The 23,472-nt window shown below is 57.1% G+C and carries 24 protein-coding genes; 13 read left to right on the top strand and 11 right to left on the bottom strand.

Features of this window, described 5'->3' with window-relative positions; translation table 11 throughout:
- Positions 1-65: 65 nt before the first annotated feature.
- Positions 66-974, bottom strand: coding sequence for a lysine exporter LysO family protein (locus tag Q0753_RS00390; protein ID WP_298715663.1), 909 nt, complete (start codon positions 972-974; stop codon positions 66-68).
- Between the two features lie 397 nt (positions 975-1,371).
- On the opposite strand from Q0753_RS00390, the gene Q0753_RS00385 reads away from it, so the two are divergent.
- Genes Q0753_RS00385 through Q0753_RS00370 form a run of 4 tightly spaced genes read left to right on the top strand, consistent with a single transcriptional unit; the run spans position 1,372 to position 4,454 of the window.
- Positions 1,372-2,139 carry an ABC transporter ATP-binding protein gene (locus Q0753_RS00385; RefSeq protein WP_298715661.1) on the top strand — a complete coding sequence of 256 codons (768 nt, stop codon included), beginning with the start codon at positions 1,372-1,374 and terminating at the stop codon, positions 2,137-2,139.
- A gap of 53 nt (positions 2,140-2,192) precedes the next feature.
- Positions 2,193-2,969, top strand: coding sequence for an ABC transporter substrate-binding protein (locus Q0753_RS00380; RefSeq protein WP_298715659.1), 777 nt, complete (start codon positions 2,193-2,195; stop codon positions 2,967-2,969).
- Positions 2,970-3,017: 48 nt separating this feature from the next.
- A complete protein-coding gene (locus Q0753_RS00375) occupies positions 3,018-3,758 on the top strand; it encodes an ABC transporter permease (RefSeq protein ID WP_298715657.1) in 741 nt (246 codons plus the stop codon).
- Positions 3,759-3,761: 3 nt separating this feature from the next.
- Positions 3,762-4,454: an ABC transporter permease gene (locus Q0753_RS00370; RefSeq protein ID WP_298715655.1), complete on the top strand. Its 693-nt coding sequence runs from the start codon at positions 3,762-3,764 to the stop codon at positions 4,452-4,454.
- A gap of 574 nt (positions 4,455-5,028) precedes the next feature.
- Here Q0753_RS00370 and Q0753_RS00365 read toward each other — a convergent pair.
- Together Q0753_RS00365 and arsC are read right to left on the bottom strand one after the other, a co-directional pair.
- On the bottom strand, positions 5,029-5,415 hold the full coding sequence (locus Q0753_RS00365; protein WP_298715653.1) for a DUF2069 domain-containing protein: 387 nt from the start codon (positions 5,413-5,415) through the stop codon (positions 5,029-5,031).
- Complete coding sequence (gene arsC, locus Q0753_RS00360) at positions 5,415-5,762, bottom strand: arsenate reductase (glutaredoxin) (RefSeq protein WP_298715651.1); 348 nt, start codon at positions 5,760-5,762, stop codon at positions 5,415-5,417. The genes Q0753_RS00365 and arsC overlap by 1 nt, the downstream gene beginning before the upstream one ends.
- Positions 5,763-5,888: 126 nt before the next feature.
- On the opposite strand from arsC, the gene Q0753_RS00355 reads away from it, so the two are divergent.
- Positions 5,889-6,347 (top strand): TlpA disulfide reductase family protein, encoded by a 459-nt coding sequence (locus Q0753_RS00355; protein WP_298716064.1) that lies wholly within the window; start codon positions 5,889-5,891, stop codon positions 6,345-6,347.
- A gap of 163 nt (positions 6,348-6,510) precedes the next feature.
- Here Q0753_RS00355 and Q0753_RS00350 read toward each other — a convergent pair whose 3' ends face one another.
- On the bottom strand, positions 6,511-7,953 hold the full coding sequence (locus Q0753_RS00350; protein WP_298715648.1) for a M48 family metalloprotease: 1,443 nt from the start codon (positions 7,951-7,953) through the stop codon (positions 6,511-6,513).
- A 119-nt stretch (positions 7,954-8,072) separates the two neighbouring features.
- Here Q0753_RS00350 and Q0753_RS00345 point away from each other — a divergent pair, with 119 nt between their 5' ends.
- Genes Q0753_RS00345 through Q0753_RS00335 form a run of 3 tightly spaced genes read left to right on the top strand, consistent with a single transcriptional unit; the run spans position 8,073 to position 10,742 of the window.
- The gene (locus tag Q0753_RS00345; protein WP_298715645.1) at positions 8,073-8,294 is read left to right on the top strand and encodes a sulfurtransferase TusA family protein; all 222 of its coding nucleotides are present in this window, start codon (positions 8,073-8,075) and stop codon (positions 8,292-8,294) included.
- Positions 8,295-8,306: 12 nt separating this feature from the next.
- Complete coding sequence (locus Q0753_RS00340) at positions 8,307-9,380, top strand: AI-2E family transporter (protein ID WP_298715643.1); 1,074 nt, start codon at positions 8,307-8,309, stop codon at positions 9,378-9,380.
- A gap of 24 nt (positions 9,381-9,404) precedes the next feature.
- Complete coding sequence (locus tag Q0753_RS00335; protein ID WP_298715641.1) at positions 9,405-10,742, top strand: sodium-dependent transporter; 1,338 nt, start codon at positions 9,405-9,407, stop codon at positions 10,740-10,742.
- Between the two features lie 103 nt (positions 10,743-10,845).
- Here the strand turns inward: Q0753_RS00335 and Q0753_RS00330 are convergent, their stop codons facing one another.
- Both Q0753_RS00330 and Q0753_RS00325 read right to left on the bottom strand, forming a co-directional pair.
- Entirely contained in the window at positions 10,846-11,682 is an 837-nt protein-coding gene (locus Q0753_RS00330) for a tetratricopeptide repeat protein (protein WP_298715639.1), read from the bottom strand.
- 14 nt (positions 11,683-11,696) lie between these two features.
- The gene (locus Q0753_RS00325) at positions 11,697-12,452 is read right to left on the bottom strand and encodes a 4'-phosphopantetheinyl transferase superfamily protein (protein WP_298715637.1); all 756 of its coding nucleotides are present in this window, start codon (positions 12,450-12,452) and stop codon (positions 11,697-11,699) included.
- Positions 12,453-12,657: 205 nt separating this feature from the next.
- Between Q0753_RS00325 and Q0753_RS00320 the strand changes: the two genes are divergently transcribed.
- Positions 12,658-13,044: an NlpC/P60 family protein gene (locus Q0753_RS00320; protein ID WP_298715635.1), complete on the top strand. Its 387-nt coding sequence runs from the start codon at positions 12,658-12,660 to the stop codon at positions 13,042-13,044.
- 65 nt (positions 13,045-13,109) lie between these two features.
- Here Q0753_RS00320 and Q0753_RS00315 read toward each other — a convergent pair whose 3' ends face one another.
- Positions 13,110-14,966, bottom strand: coding sequence for a DUF3413 domain-containing protein (locus tag Q0753_RS00315; RefSeq protein WP_298715633.1), 1,857 nt, complete (start codon positions 14,964-14,966; stop codon positions 13,110-13,112).
- Between the two features lie 31 nt (positions 14,967-14,997).
- Positions 14,998-15,225 carry a DUF1414 domain-containing protein gene (locus tag Q0753_RS00310; protein WP_298715631.1) on the bottom strand — a complete coding sequence of 76 codons (228 nt, stop codon included), beginning with the start codon at positions 15,223-15,225 and terminating at the stop codon, positions 14,998-15,000.
- Positions 15,226-15,302: 77 nt separating this feature from the next.
- On the opposite strand from Q0753_RS00310, the gene yejK reads away from it, so the two are divergent.
- A complete protein-coding gene (yejK, locus tag Q0753_RS00305) occupies positions 15,303-16,301 on the top strand; it encodes a nucleoid-associated protein YejK (protein ID WP_298715629.1) in 999 nt (332 codons plus the stop codon).
- Between the two features lie 54 nt (positions 16,302-16,355).
- Here the strand turns inward: yejK and ahpF are convergent, their stop codons facing one another.
- The 3 genes from ahpF to Q0753_RS00290 all read right to left on the bottom strand — a co-directional run bounded on the left by ahpF (position 16,356) and on the right by Q0753_RS00290 (position 18,969).
- Positions 16,356-17,897, bottom strand: coding sequence for an alkyl hydroperoxide reductase subunit F (gene ahpF, locus Q0753_RS00300; RefSeq protein ID WP_298715627.1), 1,542 nt, complete (start codon positions 17,895-17,897; stop codon positions 16,356-16,358).
- Positions 17,898-18,100: 203 nt separating this feature from the next.
- Entirely contained in the window at positions 18,101-18,667 is a 567-nt protein-coding gene (gene ahpC, locus Q0753_RS00295; protein ID WP_298715625.1) for an alkyl hydroperoxide reductase subunit C, read from the bottom strand.
- Between the two features lie 110 nt (positions 18,668-18,777).
- The gene (locus tag Q0753_RS00290; RefSeq protein WP_298715623.1) at positions 18,778-18,969 is read right to left on the bottom strand and encodes a hypothetical protein; all 192 of its coding nucleotides are present in this window, start codon (positions 18,967-18,969) and stop codon (positions 18,778-18,780) included.
- 518 nt (positions 18,970-19,487) lie between these two features.
- On the opposite strand from Q0753_RS00290, the gene Q0753_RS00285 reads away from it, so the two are divergent.
- The 3 genes from Q0753_RS00285 to Q0753_RS00275 all read left to right on the top strand — a co-directional run bounded on the left by Q0753_RS00285 (position 19,488) and on the right by Q0753_RS00275 (position 23,463).
- Complete coding sequence (locus Q0753_RS00285) at positions 19,488-21,086, top strand: isocitrate lyase (protein WP_298715621.1); 1,599 nt, start codon at positions 19,488-19,490, stop codon at positions 21,084-21,086.
- A 215-nt stretch (positions 21,087-21,301) separates the two neighbouring features.
- Positions 21,302-22,486 (top strand): thiamine pyrophosphate-dependent dehydrogenase E1 component subunit alpha, encoded by a 1,185-nt coding sequence (locus Q0753_RS00280; protein WP_298715619.1) that lies wholly within the window; start codon positions 21,302-21,304, stop codon positions 22,484-22,486.
- Positions 22,486-23,463: a transketolase C-terminal domain-containing protein gene (locus Q0753_RS00275; RefSeq protein WP_298715617.1), complete on the top strand. Its 978-nt coding sequence runs from the start codon at positions 22,486-22,488 to the stop codon at positions 23,461-23,463. Before Q0753_RS00280 ends, Q0753_RS00275 begins: the two co-directional genes overlap by 1 nt.
- The last annotated feature ends 9 nt before the right edge of the window (positions 23,464-23,472 follow it).

Raw genomic sequence — 23,472 nt, 5'->3', positions numbered from 1 at the left:
ACCCTAATAACCATACTGATTGAGCAAAAAGGTGCAAGAAATAAAGGAAAGACGGCGGTAGCGACTCAGCCGCCTAGCGACAGAAAGGCGAGAATGAAAACCGGCGCCGCCAGGCTCAGGATAAAGCCGGAGACGATGGCTACCGGCACTATGGCCACACCGCCGGAGCGTTGCAACACCGGCAGGGTAAAGTCCATGGCGGTGGCACCGCCGTAGCCGATGGCGCAGGACGGATGTCGGCGCATCAGCGCCGGAATCATCATGATGGCGACCAGCTCCCGGGCCAGATCGTTGAGGAAGGCGGCGCTGCCCATCACCGGCCCCAGCTGGTCGCTGATCAGGATGCCCGACAGCGAATACCAGCCATAGCCGGACGAAAAGGCCAGGCCATGACTCAGCGGCATGTTCAGCAGCCAGGCTCCGGCCAGGCCGCCGCCCCAGGAGCTGACCATGACCACCAGGGCTATGGTCAGGCCCCAGGGATTGAGCAATATCTGCCGCAGTTTCATGCCGGAGTTACGCAATTGAATGCCGATCAGCAACAACAGCAACATCAGGGCCCACTCGCTCAGGGTGTCGACCGCAAACCATTCCGGGTCGAGAAACTGCCCCAGCACCACACCGGCGAGAATGACCAGGCACAGCCAGACCGAGTCCAGCAGTAGCGACCATTTGCTGATAACAGGCGCGCCTCGCTCGCCGCTGACCCGGCCGCGACGTACATCCAGCAGCCAGAGTCCGGCCAGGTTGGCGAGGGTCGTACAGACAAGAAACACCACACAGACGGTAAAAATGGTGCCCAGGTGGGCGGTCAGGTTATCGACGAAGGCCAGGCTGATCCCCATCAGGAACAGGATCAGATAAACCATGCGTGCCACCGACACATTGATAACATGCAGGATCGACTGGGAACGGCAGGGGACACAATAGCCCAGCGCCAGAGGCAACAACACGATAAGTAAGCCGGAGTACATAGGGTTTATCTTCCAATTTGTTGATTCAGCGGGTTTTTTAACCGCTATATTCCATTGACGACAGGATACGTGAGCCGAAATGGAAAAAAAAGCCGAAATATGTGCGGTGTGGCTTTGTGCTCGGTGTCGGGATCGCGCGCAATCATCGTGAAGCTGCCGACGGCAGTTAATGCAGCAAAAACATTCCTGCTTGATAATTTATTCGATATTTTTGCATAATATTATACTGCCAGTGAGGGGTTATTGTGTATAAAAAACCAACTTGCAGGCTTTTTAAAAGTAGATTCTGTTGTTATTAGGGCAAACAGATGGTAGTTTTCTTCACAGCGGTTAACAAGCTGTTAACCATGAACGCAACTATGCCGCCTTGTCGGCATCGGGAACAAGGGTCTAACGGATGAGTAAAGCTGCCCTGGAAGTGTCGGGACTGCACAAACACTACGGCTCCCTGGAAGTGCTGAAAGGCATCGATTTAAAAGCCGACAACGGCGACGTTATTTCCATTATTGGTTCTTCCGGATCCGGTAAGTCCACCTTTCTACGCTGTATCAATCTGCTGGAAACCCCATCGGCCGGTGAAGTACGGCTGCATGGCGAGTTGATCGAAATGCGCACCAACAAGGCCGGCGAACGTGAGCCGGTCAGTATGCGTCAGGTCGAGCGCATTCGCTCCCGGCTGGCCATGGTGTTCCAGAGTTTCAATTTATGGTCCCATATGACTATATTGGAGAACATCATCGAAGTGCCGGTGCATGTGCTCAAGGTGCCGAAGAAAGAGGCCATCGAAAAGGCCGAGGCGCTGCTGCAAAAGGTCGGGCTCTACGAACGGCGGGAATATTACCCCAGCCACTTGTCGGGCGGTCAGCAGCAGCGGGCGGCGATTGCCCGGGCGCTGGCGGTGGATCCCGAGGTGATGTTGTTTGATGAACCCACGTCGGCGCTGGATCCCGAGCTGGTCGGTGAGGTACTGGGCGTCATGCGGGGGCTGGCCGAAGAAGGCCGCACCATGCTGGTGGTGACCCACGAAATGAGTTTTGCCCGGGAAGTCTCCAACCAGCTGATATTTTTGCATCAGGGTCTGGTGGAAGAGCAGGGCGATCCCAAGCAGGTGTTTGCCAACCCCAGCTCGGAGCGATTCAAGCAGTTTATATCGTCGTCCTATTGAAACCGGCGAATAATAAACCATTGATACAAGGCGTAATACAAGGAGCAAGACTTATGAAAAAACTGTTGGTAGCAGGCGCCATCATGGCCAGCCTGGCGGCAGGCGCGGTTCAGGCAAAGGAATGGAAAACCGTACGTTTTGGTATTGAAGGCGCTTATCCTCCGTTCTCCTGGACCGATGAAAGCGGTGAGCTGCAGGGCTTTGACGTGGACATGGCCAATGCATTGTGCGAGCAGATGCAGGTGAAGTGCGAGCTGGTGGCACAGGACTGGGATGGCATTATTCCGGCACTGCTGGCGCGTAAATACGACGCCATTATTGCCGCCATGTCGATCACCGAAGAGCGCAAGCGTACCGTGGACTTTACCGGTAAATACGCGCTGGTCCCCAACAAGTTCGTGACCAAAAAAGGCACCACGCTCGATCTGAGCAAGGAAGGCCTCAAGGGCAAGAAGGTGGGGGTACAAATCGCCACCACTCACGACAAGTACCTGACCGACAACTTCGGCCGTGATGTATCGCTGGTGCGCTACGGTAACGCCGATGAAGCCTATCTGGATCTGAAGTCCGGCCGTATCGATTATGTGTTCCTGGATGCGACGGCGATCGAGGAAGGCCTGCTCAACAAGGAAGGTGGCGATAAGTTCGAGTTTGTCGGCCCTTCGGTCACCGATGAGCAATGGTTCGGCGAAGGCTTCGGTATTGCGGTACGCAAGCAGGATCAGCAGCTGAAAAACATGCTCAACCAGGCCATTCAGGATCTGCGTGAAAACGGCAAATACGAAGAAGTGAACAACAAGTACTTTGAATACGACGTTTACGGCGGTTAATCAGCGTTTATCGGCCCCGTTTCGGGGCCGATATGATAGGACATCGTTATGCTGGATCTGAAAGGATACGAAGGCGCCCTGATGGAAGGGGCGGCAGTCACCATACAGGTGGCCCTGTTATCATTACTGCTGGCGGTTACCCTGGGATTGCTGGGGGCGCTGGCCAAACTCTCCTCATTCAAACCTGCCCGCTGGCTCGCCACCGGTTACACCACTGTCATTCGGGGCATTCCCGATCTGGTGCTGATGATGCTGATTTTCTTCGGCGGTCAGGTACTACTCAATAATTCACTCTATTCGCTCAACGAGAAGCTGAACAACTGGATCGGCGGCGGCGATCCCGCCCATGAATGGGTCAGTTATTTGCCCGACTATGTGGAAATCAGCCCCTTCATGGCCGGCATCGTTACCATTGGCTTTATCTTCGGCGCCTACATGACCGAAACCTTTCGCGGCGCCATTCTGGCGGTGGACAAGGGCGAGCTGGAAGCGGCCCGCGCCTATGGAATGCGCTCGACCCTGGTGTTTCGCCGCATTCTGTTTCCGCAGATGATGCGCCACGCCCTGCCCGGGCTGGGTAACAACTGGCTGGTATTGCTCAAGACCACGGCATTGGTGTCGATCATCGGTTTGGACGACATGGTGCGCAAGGCCTCGCTGGCGGCGGGCGCTACCCAGCTGCCCTTTACCTTTTACATGGCGGTGGCGGTGATCTTCCTGCTGTTTACCACCCTGTCTACCTCCATGCTCAAATGGGCAGAACGTCACTACGCCATTCAGACGAGGTAAGAAATGGATTTTTCAATCATCATCAATGAATGGACCGTCTACTGGCAGGGGCTTTATACCACCCTGTTTCTGGTGGCCATCTCGCTGTTGCTGGGTCTGCTGATTGCGGTGCCGCTGGGCATATTGCGCAACAGTGCCAACTGGCTGCTCAAGGGACCGGCCTGGGCCTATATCTACTTCTTTCGCGGCACGCCGCTGCTGGTACAGCTGTTTCTGATTTATTACGGCGCCGGGCAGTGGGTCTGGTTGCGGGAGTCCGCCGCCTGGGAGCTGTTCAGTCAGGCCTGGTTCTGTGCCATTCTGGCCTTTACGCTCAATACCAGCGCCTATACCGCCGAGATTATTCGTGGCTCGATCAATGCCATGCCCAAGGGGCAGATTGAAGCGGCCTATGCCTATGGCATGAACCGAATGACCACCTTGCGGCGCATCATACTGCCCAACTCGTTTCGTCGGGCCCTGCCGGCCTACAGTAACGAGGTGATATTCATGCTGCACGGCTCGGCGGTGGCGGGGGTGATCACCATAGTGGATCTCACCGGCGCGGCGCGGATCGTCAATTCGCGCTACTACTCGCCCTTCGAGGCTTTTCTGGCGGCGGGTCTGGTATACATGTGTCTGACCTTTCTGCTGGTCTGGGGCTTTCGCCGGCTTGAAAACCGCTGGTCCCGGCACCTTCAGCCCAGAACAAACTAAAGGCGCCAAGAGCAGCTGTCAGCCTTAAGCTGTAAGCGATCAGCCAAAGATAAAAACAGTGCCAAGCCAAATAAAAAAACCGAGCCAGTGTAGGCTCGGTTTTTTTCTTGCGGCTGACAGCTTAACGCCTATCGTTGCCTGTTATACCAATCTGGAAAACTAACTGGTCTATTTAGTTGCCCTGTAAAGGTCGAACGAAGGGTCAACTCCACCGACACGCTAAACCGCATCCCTGCGACGCTCAGCACATGACGTCCTGTCATGTGATGCTCGCTGGAGTAGAACCCTTCATCCGCCCCTCTGCTGCGGCGTCGGCTGGGAGCGTCCTGCAGACAACGCGGTGCTTAAGGAGAGGCAACAGGGATTGCCTCAGCCGACCGTCAAATGCCAGGGATGGCATTTGCTGAGCGTCACAGGGACGTGCTTGCAGCGTGTCGGAGGAGGCAACCCTGTTGCCTCTTATTCCACACGTTGATCTGTGACCAAGAGACAGGCTATAGCTGTAAGCGGTCAAAAAAACGAGTCTGCGGCAGACTCGGTTTTTTGTCTTTTCTTACGGCTGATCGCTTACCGCTTACGGCTTTGTTTTTTCTTTTTTCTTGCGAATACTCAGCCCCAGCTCGCGACCGCGAAACTTGGCGTAGTAGGTATTGCCGATGAACATGGTGCTGGCCAGCAGCAGTTCGACCAGCGCCAGCCAGCGCTCGCCTTCATCCACCCACAGCAGGGTGGCCGAGTGCAGAAAATACGGCATCAGCAGGTAAACGGCCCAGGCATGGGTATAGGGATTGCCCTTGATCATGCCTTTCATGGGAATAAACAACCAGGGCAGCCACATCACCAGCATGAAACCGACGCCGAGATCCGGGTGCGGGGAGAGCAGGCTGTGCCAGAGGGCAACCCAGATAATCAGGCCAAGGTAGCCGGTCAGTGCCAGCAGACGTGCCAGTTTGATGTTCATTACAGAATGTCCAGTACCTGCTCGGGCGGACGACCCAGGGCAGCTTGGTTGTTGTTGACCACGATGGGACGCTCGATCAGCCGGGGATGAGCGGTCATGGCGGCGAGCAGCGCGTCTTCATCCTGCACATCGGCCAGCCCCAGATCCTTGTATTCCTGCTCCTTGGTGCGCATCAGCTCCCGGGCCGAACTCATGCCCAGCTGGGTCAGCAGAGTCTTGAGTTGATCTGCGCCGGGTGGGGTATCGAGATATTTGATAATCTCGGGGTTCAGCCCTTTTTGTTCCAGCAGGGCGAGGGTTTCCCGACTCTTGGAACAGCGGGGGTTATGATAGATTGTCAGGCTCATTCTGAACTCCTGTGACCATGTGGTCGCTATGTTTCGGGTGATATGCGGGTGATAACTAGGATGATTGTATAAAAGCTGGTGCGGAGGGTACAGCATATGGGCAGACAGCAGGCTTTGTTTTTGGCGGTGTCGTGTTTGACGACGACGTTGTTGGCGACCTCGTTGGTGGGGTGTGGTGACGCGGCCACCCTGACCTTGTCGAATGGTGAACGTCGCGAGTTGAACGATTATCGAGGCCGGTGGCTGGTGGTGAACTATTTTGCCGAGTGGTGCGCCCCCTGCCTGCGGGAAATGCCCTTATTGAATGAGCTTAATGAGCGGAACGAACTCAGCGACGCCGAGGGTCCGGCGGTATTGGCGGTGAGCTTTGATGCTCTGCCGCCTGCCGAGCTGGATCGTCTGAAAACGGACTATCGAATGACGATGCCGGTGGTCGCCAGCCTGGCAGGCCCCTGGCCGTTTGAAACACCGCGGGCACTGCCGACCACCCTGGTGATCAACCCGCGCGGCAAGCTGGTCGACAGCCATCAGGGCGAGCTGAAAGCGGAAGATCTGGCTCGCTGGCAGGCCCAATACTGGGATTAGGGACTGGTGATCAGGGACTGGGAATTCGGCTCAAGCTGCCACTTTAGTCGGCAGGGCCTGCGCAGCAGGCCTTTTAAGCGTTGAGCAGACCTGCTGCGCAGGTCCCGCCAGCTGAAACGGCGGCTACAAAGGACAGTCCCTAATCCCTAGTCCCGCTCTCGAATCAGTTTCTCAACGCATCCCAGTCTTTTTGCTGCTGGCGTAGTTGTTCCAGCCGGGCGCCGAGGCGGGCGCGCTGCATGGCGTCTTTGGACAGATTGGCGGCTATTTCCATCTGATCCACCGCCAGATCGTAACGACCTTTCAGCGCCGCCACTTCGGCCTGAGCCTGACGGAAAGAAGACTCGTCACTCAGCGGCCGGTAGGCCTGAGCAATCAGCTCCCAGGCCAGCAGATTTTCCGGATAACGGCGCAGATAGTTGTCTAGCAGGGAGGCGGCGTCCTGATGACGACCCGCCTGCATCAGGCTGTCGGCCAGGTTGATGATCACCACCTGATTATCGGGGCGCTGTTTCCGGGCTTGCTGTAACCGGGCGATGGCACTGTCGAAGCGGTCTTGGGCGTTATCCAGATCGGTCAGCGCATCGAGAATAAAGATGTTGTTGGCGTGACGGCTTGCTAAAGCTTCCAGCAGGGGACGCGCCTTGTCGTATTCATTAACCTGCAACAGCGCCAGCGCCTGACCATAACGGGCGGCATCGGCTTGCCAGTTGCCGCCCTCAACGGCGGCCTGTTCAAAGAAGCGCTGTAAATCAACGGCACCGGATTGCTGAAAACGCACCATGATTCTGGCCTTGGCCAACTGAAACTCCAGGCTGGCCGGGTAGTTTTTGGCCGGATAGTCCTGGGCCCGGCTGCGGGCTTCGGCAATGCGGCTGGTGGGCAGCGGGTGGGTCAGCAGCATGGGCGGCGGCGTGCTGGCAAACTGATACTTGTCGGCCAGTTTCTGGAAAAAACCGGCCATGGCAGTGGGATCGAAGCCGGCGTTGTAGAGCAGACGCAGGCCGATGCGATCCGCCTCGAATTCATTGTCCCGGGTATAGTTGATGGCCGACTGCATCTTCAGACCCAGGGTGGTCTGCAGTGCGGCCATGCCCGCCTGTGGGTTGACCACCGCCAGCGCCACCGAGCCCACCAGTCCGGCGATAGTCAGCGGGGTACTGCGCGACTGGGATTCCAGATAGCGGGCGATATGGCGCTGGGTAACGTGGGTAATTTCGTGGGCGATAACCGAGGCCAGCTCGCTTTCGTTTTCTGCATACAGGAACAAGCCGGTATGCAGCTGCAGCACGCCACCGAGAAAGGCGCTGGCGTTGATGCTGTCGTCACGGATCAACAGAAACCGGAATGGAAACCGGACCGAGTCGGCCTGAGACAATAGTTTGAGACCCAGATCGGTGACGTATTCGTTGAGCACGGGATCGTTGCTTACCGGCTGATTGGAACGGGCAAAGCGGATAAACGCCTGACCAAAGCGGGCTTCCCGCTCCACCGACATGGCGCTGACGCCGGCGGTGCCGATATCGGGCAGACTGTTGGCGGCCTGTAGCGGCGTCAGTGTCAGCAGAGAAAAAGCCAACGCCAGCCTGGTGGCATGAAAACCCATTCTTGTTACCTGGTTGATGGTGCACTCCCTGCAGAATACTCGCCCCAATAAGGGGGAACAAGCATTGTTTGGTAGCCATAACAAAGGGATAATGCCTTTCTTTTTTGGCCGGAGGAACGGTGGAAATACTGGATGCGAGTGCCTGGCGCTGTCCGCTGCCGTTGCTTCGGGTAAAGCTTTGGCTGAAAGCGGCCGAGGCCGGGCAGCAGTTACGGCTGTTACTGAGAGACTCGGGCTCTCGTCAGGATATACCCGCTTATGTTTCGCGCATGGGCCACGCCGTTGAGGTGTTGGCCGACGATGGCGAAATGCTGATATTGATGATTACCAAGGCATCATGAGGAAGTTATTACATGCTGGATATTCTTAAGCATTGGTATCGACAGCGGTTTTCCGACCCCGGTGCCGTTGCATTGTTCCTGAGCCTGCTGTTCGGCTTTGTGGTGGTGTATTTCATGGGCCATATACTGGCCCCCTTTTTTGCCGCCGTGGTCATTGCCTATCTGTTGGACTGGCCGGTCAGCCGAATGGAGCGACTGGGGCTGATGCGCTGGCTGGCTGCCGCCGTGGTGCAGCTGCTGTTTGCCGTGATGGTGATATTGTCGCTGATCAGCATAGTACCCACCTTTTTGTCGCAAACGGCCAATCTGGCCCGGGAAATTCCCGCCATGATCGGCCGTTCCCAAGAGCTGCTGCTTACGCTGCCTGAGCGGTATCCGGAGTTGGTGGACGTGACCCTGATCCAGAATGTGCTGGATGACTTGCGCGCTCGCCTGCTGGGCTCGGCAGACGCCATTCTCAGCGTATCACTCAGCTCGCTGACCAATGCGGCGGTGTTGATGGTGTATCTGATCCTGGTGTCGGTGCTGGTGTTTTTCATGCTCAAGGACAAGCGGGCCTTGTTACAGAGCACCAACCGTTTTCTGCCTGAAAACCGGGAGCTGGTATCGCGGGTGTGGCACGAAATGAACGTGCAGATCGCCAACTATGTACGCGGCAAGGTGATTGAAATCCTCATCGTGGGCTCGGTCAGTTATCTGACCTTCATGCTGCTGGACCTGCGCTATCCGCTGCTGCTGGCGGTACTGGTGGGTTTTTCGGTGCTCATTCCCTACATCGGCGCGGCGGCGGCCACGGTGCCGGTGGCCATGGTGGGGCTGTTTCAGTGGGGCTTTACGCCGCCCTTCTTTTACCTGATTGTCGCCTACGGCATCATTCAGGCGCTGGATGGCAACGTGCTGGTGCCGATCCTGTTTTCGGAGGCGGTCAACCTGCACCCCATCGCCATTATCGTGGCGGTGCTGGTGTTTGGTGGCCTCTGGGGATTCTGGGGGGTGTTCTTTGCCATTCCTCTGGCCACCCTGGTCAAGGCGGTGATCAACGCCTGGCCCAGGCAGGATGATCTACCGGCCAACATAAATAATTAATGCAAAAGCAATAAGGAAAATACAGTGAGAGAACACTTTGGCTCGCGCTTCGGCTTCATCATGGCCGCCGCCGGGGCGGCCGTCGGGCTGGGCAATATCTGGGGCTTTCCGACACAGGCGGCCAGCAATGGCGGTGGCGCCTTTCTGATCGCCTATCTGGTGCTGGTGATGATGCTGGCCTTCCCGATGCTGGTGATGGAAGTGGCCATCGGTCGTTACGGCCAGGCCAATCCGGTGGACTCGGTGCGCAAGCTGGGTCGTACTCCGCTGCAAAAGGCCATGGCCTCGCTGGTGGGCTATGCGGGCATGCTGGTGCCGAGCCTGGTGCTGTCGTTCTATGCCATTGTGGCCGGTTGGCTGCTGGCCTTTCTGGCGGCGGCGGTGACCCGCATTCTGGGCTGGGATACCGCCACCGAATGGCTGCAGGCCTTTGGACTGGGGCGCAACATCGTCTGGACCCTGGTGTTCTATCTGCTCACCATTCTGGTGGTGCAGGCCGGGGTACGCCGGGGCATAGAGCGCTGGTCGGCGCGGCTGATGCCGGCGCTGTTTGTGCTGTTTCTGTTGCTGTTCTTCTACATACTGACCCAGGACGGCGCCATGACCGGCCTGAAGCACTATCTGGTGCCGGACTTCAGCAAGGTGCTGGAGCCTGAGCTGCTGATCAGCGCCATGGGCCAGGCCTTTTTCTCGCTGACCATCGGCGGTTGCTCCATGCTGATGTACGGCTCTTACCTGAACAGGCACGAGAACATACCGCGCACCGCCTTTCAGGTGACGCTGCTCGATACCGGCGTGGCCTTTCTGGCCGGACTGGTGATACTGCCGGCGATGTTTGTGGCCATGAACAACGGCGTGACCATCTTCGCGGAAGACGGCAGTCTGCTCAGCTCCGATACCCTGGTGTTTGTGGTGCTGCCGGCGCTGTTCGATACCATGGGGCCGATAGGGCTGGTGATGGCACTGGTGTTCTTCGTGCTGATGGGCATCGCCGCGCTGACCTCGTCCATTTCCATGCTGGAAGTACCGGTGTCTTACAGTATCGAGCGCTTCAAGACCTCGCGTCCGTTGATGACCTGGCTGCTGGGCGGTGCGCTGGCGCTGTTCAGCGTGGTCATCTGCCTGAATTTCGGTGCCCTGTTCGGCTTTGTGATCCGGCTGTCGACCCAGAATATTCAGCCGCTGGTCGGCCTGGGCTTCTGTGTGCTGGGCGGCTGGATGTGGGGGCGGGCCAAGTTGTTTGAAGAGTTGGTGCAGGGCAACCCCGAACTGGCATCCAGTGTATTCTGGCGCATCTGGCCCTGGTATGTGCGCATCGTGTGCCCGCTGCTGGTGCTGCTGGTGATCGGCTCCAGCTGGTAAGGCGTGAAGGCCTGTGAGGGGTGAGGAGAGAAGCGTGAGGGGTAAAAGACGAACAATGTCTTTGGCAGGTTACCTCACTCTTTACGCCTCACCCCTTACGCTGTTAGTACAGCATGCTGTACAGCTTGCGACGGTAGCGGGAGGCGACCGGGTCGGCGCCCATGGTGGTGAGCATGTCCAGAAAGTGCTTTCTGGCTTCGCCAAAGGCCAGGTCTTTTTGCAGTACCTCGGTCAGTAACTGCAGGGCTTCTTCCTGTCGGCCGGCCTGAAAATACAGTACCGCCAGCTCTTCTTTCAATTGCAGAGCGTCTGGCTTGGCGGAAAGCTTCTGCTCCAGCTCACGCAGCTCGGGGCTGTCGGCGGCTTCTTCGGCCAATTCCAGACGAGCCAGAATATGCTGATACTGACCATCCTGATCCGCCATGCCGATGGTGGCCAGCAGCTGCTTGGTTTCTTCCAGCTTGTTGAGCGCCAGCGCCGCTTCGGCCAGACAGAGGCGAATGGTGGCCGTGTCTTCCAGCGCCCGGGCCTGTTGCAGCAGACCATAGGCGGCTTGCGGATCCATGCCCAGCATCTGCTTGGCCCTATCCAGCAGCAGCTCGGCTTCGTTGGGCTGATAGGACTGCAGAAACTGCTTGATGCCGTTTTCATCCTGCGGCCCTTCCAGCACATCGACCGGCTGACCGTCCTTGAATGCCACCATGGCGGGCAGCCCACGCAGACCCAGCTGTGAGGCCAGACTCTGCAATTGCGGATCTTCCACATCAACCTTGGCCAGATCGATATGACTGTTGTCGGCGCCGATAAGGCGCTCCAGCAGCGGCGTCATGGGCTGGCATTCGGGCACCGCCTGGGCGTGAAAATAAATCACCACCGTCTTGTTCATGGATGCTTCGATAAGCGCTTGCTGAAAATTCTGCACATTGATGTCAACGATCATAAACAGGGTCTCACTCAGGAGTTATGAATTTGGGAGTCTAGGGATAAATTGGGTTGCGGTCCGGTGATTTCAAGCTCACAAGGCAAATCGCTCAGGCGGAGCAGGGTGGGCTCGGCTCGAGCCATAGCGTCGGTGATCCCGCTTCGCTCATCCATGGCGAGGGTCAGCCAGCTGTGCCCCAGCGCATATTGATGCAGCCGGTAACGGTGTTGCTCCAGGGTGGCGCATCTTGTGTCCGGTTGCCAGTGTACCCGCTGCAGATTGTTGGCGATGCCGCCGCCGTGGGCCTTGAGCACCGCCTCCTTGACCGTCCACAGGCGGGTGAAGTCGGCGGATGCGGTCTGGCTCAGGCTCAGCCATTGCTGCTCCTGCTCGCTCAGGTAACGACGAGCCAGGCGGGTTATCTGCGCCGGTGACAGCTGTCGGCCTTCAACATCGACCCCCAGGCTGTTTTGATTGCCGATGGTCAGCGCCAGGGTATCGCCACTGTGGCTGATATTGAAATGCCAGCCAGGCTGTTCCAGCAGCGGTTTTCCTCTGGCATCGATATGAATGGCGATACGCTCCGGTGCCTCCGATAGCCGGTCGGCAAGCAGCTGGCGCAGCAGGTAACGGCCCAGTACAAACAGCCTGGCCTGGCGCGGGTGCCGAATGCCGTCGAGCCGGGTGAGCTCGGCATGAGAGAGTGTTTTTTGGGCATTAATGGGCAGGCTGACACCGAGACTGTTGCAAATTAATAATTCGGTAAAAATATCTTTGTTTTTGCTCATATTATTTTTGCCAAACCCCCGAGATCTGCACTAGTATCTTTGAGATTGATAGCTGATTGCCATGACTCATATGAAAAAGGTAATTGTTCTTAGCAGTTTATTGCTGCTTGCCGGTTGCAGCAGCACTCCCCAATCTGAGTCAGGAAAAAAGACAGCTGGAAAAAAACCGTCTTCTTCCCTGACTTACAGTATCAGCACCGGTTCGATGAAGACCAGGCAGGCCTCGGTTCGAAATCTGCATCAGGTCTATCAGCGCTGGCGTGGTGTGCCATATCGTTTTGGCGGCGTTGATGCCGAAGGTATCGACTGTTCGGCCTTTACTCGTACTCTGTATCAGGAAGTATACGGGATGGAGCTGCCCAGAAGTACCTACGAGCAGGTCACCCTGGGGCGCCCGGTAAGCAAGAAGGAATTGCAACCGGGCGATCTGGTGTTTTTCCGTACCGGTCGTACCCGGCATAACGGTGTTTATGTGGGAGATGGCAAGTTTGCCCACGCCTCATCCAGTGTCGGGGTCACCATTTCCCGGCTGGATAATGTGTATTGGCGCAGTCGCTACTGGCAGGCCCGACGTTTGCTCGACGAACGGTAAAACCGGGATTAGGGGGGATCCGGGATTCGAGTCCCCAATCCCTTGAACCCCGATCCCGGTCTTAATCACTCACCCTGAAAACGATTCAAGTCGTCCATCACCTGCAACAGCAATGACAGTTCCGGGTTGGCGTTCGGCTCGGTTTTATAGTCCCTTGCCCGCAACAACTGAACGTCGCCCTGACGGTTAAACAGGGTAATGTCATCCTGTTGATAGATAACATATTCTTCTTCATCCGACGCCAGCCGCCAGCGATTAACGTCTGCCTTGAACAAGGATTGGCCGGTACTGTAACTACGCAGCGGACTCTGTACGCCCAGCGCCTGGCGCAGCAGGGTGGGCACCAGATCCAGCTGGCTGGTCGGGTGATCGTAGCGGGCCGGCTGGCGTTCACCCGGCCAGTCGACAACCAGAGGCACTCGCAGCTGATAGGGCGAGTAGGCGTTACCGAACCCCCAGGTATTATTGTCGTTATCGTTGAACTCCATACCGTGGCCGGAGGTAACGATGATCAGGGTGTCGCGCTCATCAACCTGTCTGACTTTTGACAGTAACTGTCCCAGCAGGCGATCGGTATAGAACACCGAATTGCGATAGCGGTTGAACAGGGCCTCGCGTTGCTCGTCTCGATAGGCCTGAGCCGGGTTAAGTTGCTGCAGCGAAGGCTGGAAGGGTCCTTTAATACCGGCGGGCAGATCCAGCGAGTTGAGTGCATCCAGGTAGACGAAAGAAAACCAGGGCCGTTCGTTATCCTGTTGTTCCAGCCAGTGACCGAAGTCGTTGACGGCCTGGCGATCACCTTCGGCACCGGCGGCAGCCGGGTCGAATGACTGATTGCGCAGGGTCGAAAAAATGGCATTACGGTACAGTGCTTTATTCAGGCCGCCGCTGGCAAAGAGGCCGAAACGATAATCCTGACGCTGCAGTTCATCGATCAACACCGGGGCTATGCCTTCCTGCTCGGTATCGCGCTGGTAATGAGACGGCAGACTGTAAAACAGACTGAACAGGGACGAGCGGGGCTGATTACCGGCACTCAGATGGTTATCGAACCGCAGATGACGATGAGCGAAACGATTCAGGTTGGGCATGGTAATGGCATCGAGCTGATCGGCGCGCAAGCCATCCGCCACCACCAACAGAATGTTGGGCGAGGTATCCGGCGCCTGTACCGACAGCGGGCGCAGCGGGTAATTCAATCGTCGCCGGGGTTGCTCTGCCACCTGTTGCGACAACTGGCGATATTGATCTTCATCCAGCCAGCCCTGCTTGATGAGGAAGCTCTTGGCCGTCATCGGGTAAGACAGTGGGAAATTGGCTTTCTGATTGGTGATCGGGGTGTATACCAGCGCATCGGCCCAGATATGGACGCTGTGGGTAAGAAAAAAACTCACCAGCAGCGGGAGCGCCAGGGGCAGAGCCAGCGAACGACGACGACGCTGGCTCCAGCGCCAGAGCCAGCCGGCCAGCCAGAGTTCAAACAGAAACAGCACCGGCACCCACACAAACAGCCAGCCCCAGCCCGACGCTTCCTCGGCCTGGGCTTGTTCCAGCAGCAGTTGCCAGACGGTCGGGTTAAGATGAAACCTGAACAGGCTGAATACCTGGGTGTCTACCAGCAGCAGGGTCAGCGCCCCGGTGGCAATGGCGGCCCCCAATAACTGTACGGCTCGTACTTTCGGGAACAGAAAGGTCAGCGGAAACAGCGTCAGCAGATAGGTAAAGAAGGTGAGAAAGGCGAAATGCCCAATCCAGCTGACCAGCATATAGCCGCCACCCAACAGGGTGTCGGGCCAGCCGGCAAGCAGCAGGTAACGACTCGACACCGCCAGTGCCAGCAGGATATTGAAAAGCACCATCCAGTGACCCCACCCGATCAGGCGAGAGACATTGTCGCGATAGAGATTACCGGTATCGAGCATCGTTCAGCCGTTTCTGTTGGCAAAAGGGCGCTTAGTGAGCCCCTTTCTGGGTGTCAACCGAGCTGGTGAGTACCTTGGCGAACTTGTCGGCAATGGCCTTGCGCTGCCCCGGGTTTATCTGGGTATTGATGATGTGGGTAGCCAGATTACCCAGCACCATCAACCGCAGGTCGGCGGGGGCCAGATGTTTGTCCATCACGGCTTCCAGCTCGCTCAGAAGTTGATCAAATTGTTTGTCGTACTTGGAAATAACAGGCATGGGCGTTCAATCATGTAACTTGGTAACAGGACGACTATAATACCCCACCCCTTCTGGCAACTCTATGGCAATCTGTTATGAGCCTGGACATCGAACACATCATAGTACACTCCCTGTTTCTGGATGAGCAGGGCCAAACCCGGCTGGCTACCCGGGAGCAGGAGCTGGCCACCGGGCCGGCGGTTAACCAATTGATGGGCGAGCTGCATCACATCTACAACACCAAGGCCGGCAAGGTATTCGGCTATTTCAATGAAGAAGACACCGGCTTTCGCGATCTGGTGCGGCGGGTGGAAGATCAAAGCCTGAATTTTGCCGCCTTTACGCATCAGGCGGCCGAGCGGCTGCTGGCCGAGCTGAACCGGCTGGACATGAGCGAGCAGGGGGTGCTGCTGTTTGTGCGCTATCAGTGGCTGGGGGCGCACTATCTGCTGATTGCGCTGCTGGACAACAAGGACAGCGTTACCGTGACCGAAAAGCTGGAAGTCAGCCAGGCCAGCTATCTGGATCTGGGCAAGATGCAACTGGCGGCCCGGCTGGATTTGACCGAGCTGCAGAGCCGCCCCGACTCGCATCGTTATTTCTCCTTTATCAAGGGGCGGGCCGGGCGCAAGGTGTCGGACTTTTTCCTGAACTTCCTCTCCTGTGTCGAAGGCATGGATCCCAAGGCCCAGAGCCAGGGCCTGCTGAAGGCGGTGGACGAGTTCTGTGAATCCCGCCAGCTCAGCAAGGAAGAAAAGCAGGAGAGCAAGGCGCTGGTAAACAAGTATTGCCGCGAGCAATTGAAGGAAGGTGAAGAGCTGGAGCTGCGCGAACTGTCGGCAGAGCTGGGTACCGACGACGATCTGGACTTCTACCAGTTTGTGAGCGAAGAGTACCAGCTGGAAGACAAGTTTCCGGTCGACCGCTCCGCGCTCAAGGGGTTGACCAAATACGTCGGCTCCGGTGGCGGCCTGACCATCAGCTTCGATCAAAAATTGCTCGGCGAGCGTATTCAGTATGATGCGGCCACCGACACCCTGGTGATTCAAGGCGTACCGCCCAACCTGAAGTCGCAGCTCAAAAGCGGGGACTAGGGATCAGGGAATGGGGAGTCCCTCTTCCCCATTCCCCATTCCCCATTCCCGGTTTTACGAGCGGATCAGGTGATCGAAGGCGCCGAGGGCGGCGGTGGCACCGGCACCCATGGAAATCACGATTTGCTTGTAGGGCACGGTAGTGGCGTCACCGGCGGCGAACACGCCGGTCATGGAGGTGGCGCCTTTGGCGTCGATCATCACCTCGCCAACGCGGGTCAGCTCGACTTCCGATCCCTGCAGAAATTCGGTATTGGGCACCAGCCCTATCTGCACGAAGATGCCGGCCACATTCAATTGTTTGTTCTCGCCACCGACACGGTCGGTATAGTGCATGCCGGTCACCTTGTTGCCGTCACCCACCACCTTTGTGGTCTGGGCGTTGGTGATGATGTCGATATTGCCCATGGCGCGCGCCTTGCGCTGTAAGACCTCGTCGGCGCGCAGGGTATCGGCAAACTCCACCACGGTGACATGCTCGACCAGCCCGGCCAGATCGATGGCCGCTTCAATGCCCGAGTTACCGCCACCGACCACCGCCACCCGCTTGCCCTTGAAGAAGGGCCCGTCGCAGTGGGGGCAGTAGGCCACGCCCTTGTTACGGTATTCCGTTTCGCCGGGTACATTCAGCTCGCGCCAGCGGGCGCCGGTCGCCAAAATCACCGAACGGCTCTTGAGAGTAGCACCACTGGCCAGCGGGATTTCGATGAGTTCGCCCCGAGTAATACCGGCGGCGCGCTGATCGGTGATCAGTTCTACCCCGTATTCCCTGACGTGTTGTTCCAGGCTGGCGGCCAGCTTGGGGCCTTCGGTATAGGGGATCGAGATAAAGTTTTCGATACCGACGGTATCCATGACCTGGCCGCCGAAGCGCTCGGCCACCAGGCCGGTACGAATGCCCTTGCGGGCGGCATAAATGGCGGCCGCGGCACCGGCGGGCCCGCCGCCTACTACCAGTACGTCAAAGGGGGCCTGTTCATTCAGCTCGGCGGCCTTGCGGCTGGCGGCGCCGGTATCGAGCTTGCCAACGATCTCTTCCAGGCTCATGCGGCCCTGACCAAAATGCTCACCGTTCAGGTATACCGAGGGTACCGCCATGATCTGGCGCTGATTGACTTCGTCCTGGAACAGGGCACCGTCGATCATCTCGTGGGTGATGTTCGTATTCAGGGTGGCCATCAGGTTCAATGCCTGCACCACATCCGGGCAGTTCTGACAGGACAGGGAAATATAGGTCTCAAAATGGTACTCGCCTTCGAGGTTGCGGATTTGTTGCTGCAACTCGGGGGCGACCTTGGACGGATGACCGCCGGCTTGCAGCAGGGCCAGTACCAGTGACGTAAATTCGTGGCCCATGGGAATACCGGCGAAGCTGACGCGGGGGGCCTGATTGGCAGCGGCAATGCTCATGCTGGGTGTGCGCTTGCCGATGGTTTCCCGCAGGCTGATATGGGGAGAGAGTTGGCTGATTTCGCCAGCCAGCTCGAGTAATTCTCTGGACTTGGGGTTATGGTCACCGGACACGCTGATCTCGATGGGAGAGACGATGTTCTGCAGGTAAGTGTCCAGCTGTTGCTTGAGATTGGCATCTAACATGTTCGTGTCCTGTGCGGAATGAGTTGTACGAGGGGGCTATCTACGGATGACCAGGCGGATGTTTACCATCGGGGCAGGGCGCCGCTACGCCAACACGCAGCAAGTACCTCCTTGTATGCTCGGCGATGGCATCCATGCCATCGACGGTTGGCTTATACGACTCCCTGTCCCTCCTGTATGTAACTGTGTCGCGGATCTAAGTCTTAGATCTTGCCGACCAGATCCAGAGACGGAGCCAGCGTGGCGTCGCCTTCCTGCCATTTGGCGGGGCAAACCTCGCCCGGATGGGCGGCAACATACTGGGCAGCCTTGATCTTGCGCACCAGATCGGAGGCATCACGGCCTATGCCTTCGGCGGTCACTTCGATGGCCTGGATCACGCCCTGCGGATCGATGATAAAGGTGGCGCGATCCGCCAGGCCCTGGCCTTCACGCATGACGCCAAAGTTGTTGGTGATGGTGCCGGTCTGATCGCCCACCATGTAGTACTGGATTTTGCCGATGGTGTCGGAGCTGTCGTGCCATGCCTTGTGAGTGAAGTGGGTATCGGTAGAAACCGAGAATACTTCTACGCCCATGCGCTGCAGCTCGGCGTAATGATCGGCCAGATCACCCAGCTCGGTGGGGCAGACGAAGGTGAAATCGGCCGGGTAGAAGAACACCACGGACCACTTGTCTTTCAGATGGGCTTCGGTCACCTCCACAAAGTTGCCCTTGTGATAGGCCTGAGCGGTGAAGGGTTTGATTTCGGTGTTGATAGCAACGGACATGTTGGCTCCTTGAGTTTCATTATTGGGTGTGTGTTGCGAACGATGTCCATAGTAGAAGGTGTGGATTGATTTGTTAATGCACTCATTTCTATTTAATTGATAGTATTTAACTATTGATTGGGGGGATCCACTTTCGTGGTCAGGCTCTGCTCCTTTTCGAATGGAAGTGCATCAATCCCGTTGTTTTTACCTGCCGAGTCACTCTTGATGAAAATGATAAAACAACGACAAGTCGATGTGCTCTTGTATTCGGGAAGCGTCATTGCTGTTTTTTGTGCAGTTGCAAAATTTGAAATTTTCATTAGCCATGCCTTGCATGACGCCTTGGTTTAATCGGGCTTGATCCGTCTTTCTTACCGAGTCAGCTCGACACTCATAACATTGGAGTAATGTCGGGAAAATTTATTGCATATGAATTTTAATTTCGTAATTAAATTACAGTGTGGAGTGTCTTGGTCCAATCCTTGCTCTTGTTAAGGCCAGTACTTACGGGCGTTGTGGCCATCATACTTTAGTTTTAAGTGTCATGGATTATGTGATTAATGTTGTATTTTTGTGAAATCACAACTTGATCTTCCGTCGTTTTTTAAGCAAGTTAATAGTCGTACCGCAACGCAGAACAAACGGAAACGACAAACCAGGCTGGCAGCACGGACTCGAGCTGCATCGCCAATAAAATAAAAAAGGTTGCGGAGCAAAAAGACGAAGACCACTGCACCATACCGGTCATCCGGATCCTGGTTATCCGATGTGCCGGTGTGACAGGGAAGTGAACAGGCTCTGAAAAAGAACCTTAACCCGACAGAACAGGAACGAGACCATGCCATACGCAAGCGAAATTGATGCACTCACCTCTTTGATCAAGCAAAACCCGACCTGGAGCGCCATTAAGCCGGAACATGCCGCCCGTATGCGTGCCCAGAACAAATTCAAGACCGGGCTGGATATTGCCAAGTACACCGCAAAAATCATGCGTGAAGACATGGCGAACTACGATAATGACAGTTCCCAGTACACCCAGTCGCTCGGCTGCTGGCATGGCTTTATCGGTCAGCAGAAGATGATTTCCATCAAGAAACATTTCGGCAGCACCAAGCGTCGTTACCTGTATCTGTCCGGCTGGATGGTCGCGGCCCTGCGTTCCGAATTCGGTCCGCTGCCGGATCAGTCCATGCACGAGAAAACGGCGGTCTCCGGGTTGATCGAAGAGCTGTACACCTTTTTGCGCCAGGCCGATTCCTGGGAGCTGAACCACCTGTTCCGTGCCCTGGAAGATGCCCAGCAGGCCGGTGATCACGCCAAGGTAAAAGAGATCCAGGCGGACATCGATAATCACGAAACCCACATAGTACCGATAGTGGCGGATATCGACGCCGGCTTCGGCAACGCAGAAGCCACCTATCTGCTGGCCAAGCAGATGATTGAAGCGGGCGCCTGCTGTATTCAGATTGAAAACCAGGTGTCCGACGAGAAGCAATGTGGCCACCAGGACGGCAAGGTGACCGTGCCGCACGCCGACTTCCTCGCCAAGATCAATGCCGTTCGCCTGGCGTTTCTGGAGCTGGGTGTCGACGATGGCGTTATCGTGGCGCGTACCGACTCCCTCGGTGCCGGTCTGACCAAGCAGATTGCGGTGACCAACGAGCCGGGCGATCTGGGCGACCAGTACAACAGCTTCATCGACGGTGACGAAATCACCAGTGCCGACGACATCAATAACGGTGACGTGGTTATCAAGCAGAACGGCAAGCTGGTCAAGCCCAAGCGTCTGGCCTCCGGTCTGTTCCAGTTCAAGGAAGGCTCGGGTGAAGACCGGGTGGTGATGGACTGTATCGCCAGCCTGCAGAACGGTGCCGACCTGCTGTGGATTGAAACCGAAAAGCCGCACGTCGGCCAGATTGCCAACATGGTGAATCGCATCCGTGAAGTGGTACCCAATGCCAAGCTGGTTTACAACAACAGCCCGTCGTTCAACTGGACGCTGAACTTCCGTCAGCAGGTGTTCGATGCCTGGGCTGCCGAAGGCAAGGATGTGTCCGGCTATGACCGTGCCAGACTGATGAGTGCCGATTATGACACTACCGATCTGGCCAAGCAGGCGGATGAGTGGACTGCCAACTTCCAGCGCGATTCTGCCCGCGAAGCCGGTATCTTCCATCACCTGATTACGCTGCCGACTTACCATACTGCGGCACTGTCGACCGACAATCTGGCCAAGGGCTACTTCGGAGACGAAGGCATGCTGGCCTATGTGGCCGGTGTTCAGCGCCAGGAAATTCGTCAGGGCATTGCCACCGTCAAGCATCAGGACATGGCCGGCTCCAACATCGGCGATGATCACAAGGAATTCTTCGCCGGTGAAGCGGCGCTGAAGGCCGGTGGTAAAGACAACACCATGGGTCAGTTCGAAAACATCTGATGATGGTCATCAGTAACCAATAACACCAACTAAGTCTATCTCGTTTTTGGCAGCCATCAGGCTGCCTTTTTTATGCGTACAGTGCTTCACTCCCACCCGCGGCATTCCCGGCAGACTGTTAATCAGGTGTTATAATTGGCGGCATATCAAGCGGGTAGCAGGGCGCAGGCTTGAGCCCGTTTCAGACTCGCCCGGCCAATGATGGGAGTGACGTCATGACCAACCCGAGCAATACCTCCGGCTCCATGGTGCATCAGGCCCGGTTTACCGATGCCCAGGCGCTGAATATTCCCACCCTCGGCATTTTGCAGGAAGACGGCACCCTGTTTGCCGGTGCCTCGTCGCCGGTACTGGACCGAGACACGGCACTGAAAATATACGAGAGCATGGTGTTTATTCGTATTCTGGACGAACGCATGCTGGCGGCCCAGCGTCAGGGCCGGATCAGCTTCTATATGCAGTGCCTGGGCGAAGAAGCCACCACAGTTGCCAGTGCCGCCGCCCTGAATCGAAAAGACATGATCATGGCCCAGTATCGGGAGCAGGGCGCATTGCATTATCGCGGCTTCAGCCTGACCCAGTTCATGAACCAGTTGCTGTCGAACGAGCGGGATCTGGGCAAGGGACGGCAGATGCCGGTGCATTACGGCAGCCGTGAACTGCATTTCATGACCATCTCCTCGCCGCTGGGTACCCAGATCCCCCAGGCCAGCGGTTATGCCTATGCTCAAAAGCTGCGGGGAGAAAGCAACGTCACGCTTTGCTATTTTGGCGAAGGGGCGGCCTCGGAAGGGGACTTTCATGCGGGCCTGAACATGGCGGCCGTGCTGCAGGCGCCGGTGATATTTTTCTGTCGCAACAACGGTTATGCCATTTCTACTCCCGCCAACGAGCAGTTTATCGGTGACGGCATTGCCTGTCGGGCCGTGGGTTACGGCATGCAGGCCATTCGGGTCGACGGCGCCGATGTGCTGGCGGTCTACGAGGCTACGCGGCTGGCCCGCAAGCTGGCGCTGGAGCAGCAGGAGCCGGTGCTGGTAGAAGCCATTGCCTACCGACTGGGAGCCCATTCGTCGTCCGACGATCCCAGCGGTTATCGCTCCCGGGAAGAAGAGGAACGCTGGCGCAGGCAGGATCCCATCGCCCGTTATCGCCTGTGGTTGCAGCATCAGGATTGGCTGGACGAAGCGGCGGATCAGATTGCCACCGACGCCCTGCGCCAGGAAGTGCTGGAAGAGCTGAAAGCCGCCGAACAATTGGCCAAGCCACATATCGATACCCTGGTAAGCGATGTTTATGCCACGCCCACCCTGATGCTGAAGGAGCAGCTCGAACAATTGAAAGCGCATGTTCGACAATATCCGGATGCCTATCCGCTGAGTGCGGGGAGGTTTGAATAATGGCACAGATGAACATGCTGCAGGCCATCAACCAGGCACTGGATCTGGCGATGGCCAGAGACCAGGATGTGCTTTGTTTCGGTGAAGATGTCGGCCATTTCGGCGGCGTTTTCCGGGCGACCAGCAAGCTGCAGGACAAATACGGCGCCCGGCGGTGTTTCAATACCCCGCTCACCGAGCAGGGCATTATCGGCTTTGCCAACGGCATGGCGGCGCGGGGGCTGAAGCCGGTGGCAGAAATCCAGTTTGCCGATTATATCTATCCGGCATTCGACCAAATCATCAACGAAACCGCCAAATACCGCTACCGCTCCGGCAATCAGTTCGACGTGGGCGGGCTGGTGATCCGCACGCCCTACGGTGGCGGCATTGCCGGTGGCCATTACCACAGCCAGTCACCGGAAGCCTACTTTGCCCATACGGCGGGCCTGAGAGTGGTGATACCGCGGGATCCGGCTCAGGCCAAGGGATTGTTGCTGGCGGCCATTGCCTGTCCGGATCCGGTGCTGTTCATGGAGCCCAAGCGGCTGTACCGGGCCGCGGTGGGCGAGGTGGACGAAGACTACTATGAAGTACCCCTGGGTGAGGCCGAAGTGGTGCAGCAGGGAACGGATGTCACCGTGCTGGCCTGGGGAGCCCAGATGGAGGTGGCGGCCAAGGCGGTGGCTCTGGCCGAGCAGGAGGGCATTTCCTGCGAGCTGATTGATCTGCGCAGCATACTGCCGTGGGATGCGGATAAGGTGGCCGAGTCGGTGAATAAAACCGGGCGGCTGGTGATCACCCACGAGGCGCCGCTTACCGGTGGCTTTGCCGGCGAAATTGCCGCCACCATACAGCAACGCTGCTTTCTGTATCTGGAAAGTCCCATCGCTCGGGTGTGCGGTCTGGATACGCCTTATCCACTGGCATTGGAAAAGGAATACATGGCGGATCATCTCAAGATCCATGCCGCCATCGTGCGCACATTCAATTTTTGAGGGGGCAGC

The sequence above is a fragment of the uncultured Oceanisphaera sp. genome, from assembly GCF_947495715.1.
Lineage (GTDB): Bacteria > Pseudomonadota > Gammaproteobacteria > Enterobacterales > Aeromonadaceae > Oceanimonas > Oceanimonas sediminis.
The sequence above is the reverse complement of the archived record's forward strand: the minus strand, read 5'-3'. Positions and strand labels throughout refer to the sequence as shown.

What these genes read in the sequence shown, in the direction of transcription:
- Q0753_RS00390 (WP_298715663.1), bottom strand. Translation starts at nt 974, where the DNA reads ATGTACTCCGGCTTACTTATCGTGTTGTTGCCTCTGGCGCTGGGCTAT.
- Q0753_RS00385 (WP_298715661.1), top strand. Translation starts at nt 1,372, where the DNA reads ATGAGTAAAGCTGCCCTGGAAGTGTCGGGACTGCACAAACACTACGGC.
- Q0753_RS00380 (WP_298715659.1), top strand. Translation starts at nt 2,193, where the DNA reads ATGAAAAAACTGTTGGTAGCAGGCGCCATCATGGCCAGCCTGGCGGCA.
- Q0753_RS00375 (WP_298715657.1), top strand. Translation starts at nt 3,018, where the DNA reads ATGCTGGATCTGAAAGGATACGAAGGCGCCCTGATGGAAGGGGCGGCA.
- Q0753_RS00370 (WP_298715655.1), top strand. Translation starts at nt 3,762, where the DNA reads ATGGATTTTTCAATCATCATCAATGAATGGACCGTCTACTGGCAGGGG.
- Q0753_RS00365 (WP_298715653.1), bottom strand. Translation starts at nt 5,415, where the DNA reads ATGAACATCAAACTGGCACGTCTGCTGGCACTGACCGGCTACCTTGGC.
- arsC (WP_298715651.1), bottom strand. Translation starts at nt 5,762, where the DNA reads ATGAGCCTGACAATCTATCATAACCCCCGCTGTTCCAAGAGTCGGGAA.
- Q0753_RS00350 (WP_298715648.1), bottom strand. Translation starts at nt 7,953, where the DNA reads ATGGGTTTTCATGCCACCAGGCTGGCGTTGGCTTTTTCTCTGCTGACA.
- Q0753_RS00340 (WP_298715643.1), top strand. Translation starts at nt 8,307, where the DNA reads ATGCTGGATATTCTTAAGCATTGGTATCGACAGCGGTTTTCCGACCCC.
- Q0753_RS00330 (WP_298715639.1), bottom strand. Translation starts at nt 11,682, where the DNA reads ATGATCGTTGACATCAATGTGCAGAATTTTCAGCAAGCGCTTATCGAA.
- Q0753_RS00325 (WP_298715637.1), bottom strand. Translation starts at nt 12,452, where the DNA reads ATGAGCAAAAACAAAGATATTTTTACCGAATTATTAATTTGCAACAGT.
- Q0753_RS00320 (WP_298715635.1), top strand. Translation starts at nt 12,658, where the DNA reads ATGAAGACCAGGCAGGCCTCGGTTCGAAATCTGCATCAGGTCTATCAG.
- Q0753_RS00315 (WP_298715633.1), bottom strand. Translation starts at nt 14,966, where the DNA reads ATGCTCGATACCGGTAATCTCTATCGCGACAATGTCTCTCGCCTGATC.
- Q0753_RS00310 (WP_298715631.1), bottom strand. Translation starts at nt 15,225, where the DNA reads ATGCCTGTTATTTCCAAGTACGACAAACAATTTGATCAACTTCTGAGC.
- yejK (WP_298715629.1), top strand. Translation starts at nt 15,303, where the DNA reads ATGAGCCTGGACATCGAACACATCATAGTACACTCCCTGTTTCTGGAT.
- ahpF (WP_298715627.1), bottom strand. Translation starts at nt 17,897, where the DNA reads ATGTTAGATGCCAATCTCAAGCAACAGCTGGACACTTACCTGCAGAAC.
- ahpC (WP_298715625.1), bottom strand. Translation starts at nt 18,667, where the DNA reads ATGTCCGTTGCTATCAACACCGAAATCAAACCCTTCACCGCTCAGGCC.
- Q0753_RS00290 (WP_298715623.1), bottom strand. Translation starts at nt 18,969, where the DNA reads ATGAAAATTTCAAATTTTGCAACTGCACAAAAAACAGCAATGACGCTT.
- Q0753_RS00285 (WP_298715621.1), top strand. Translation starts at nt 19,488, where the DNA reads ATGCCATACGCAAGCGAAATTGATGCACTCACCTCTTTGATCAAGCAA.
- Q0753_RS00280 (WP_298715619.1), top strand. Translation starts at nt 21,302, where the DNA reads ATGACCAACCCGAGCAATACCTCCGGCTCCATGGTGCATCAGGCCCGG.
- Q0753_RS00275 (WP_298715617.1), top strand. Translation starts at nt 22,486, where the DNA reads ATGGCACAGATGAACATGCTGCAGGCCATCAACCAGGCACTGGATCTG.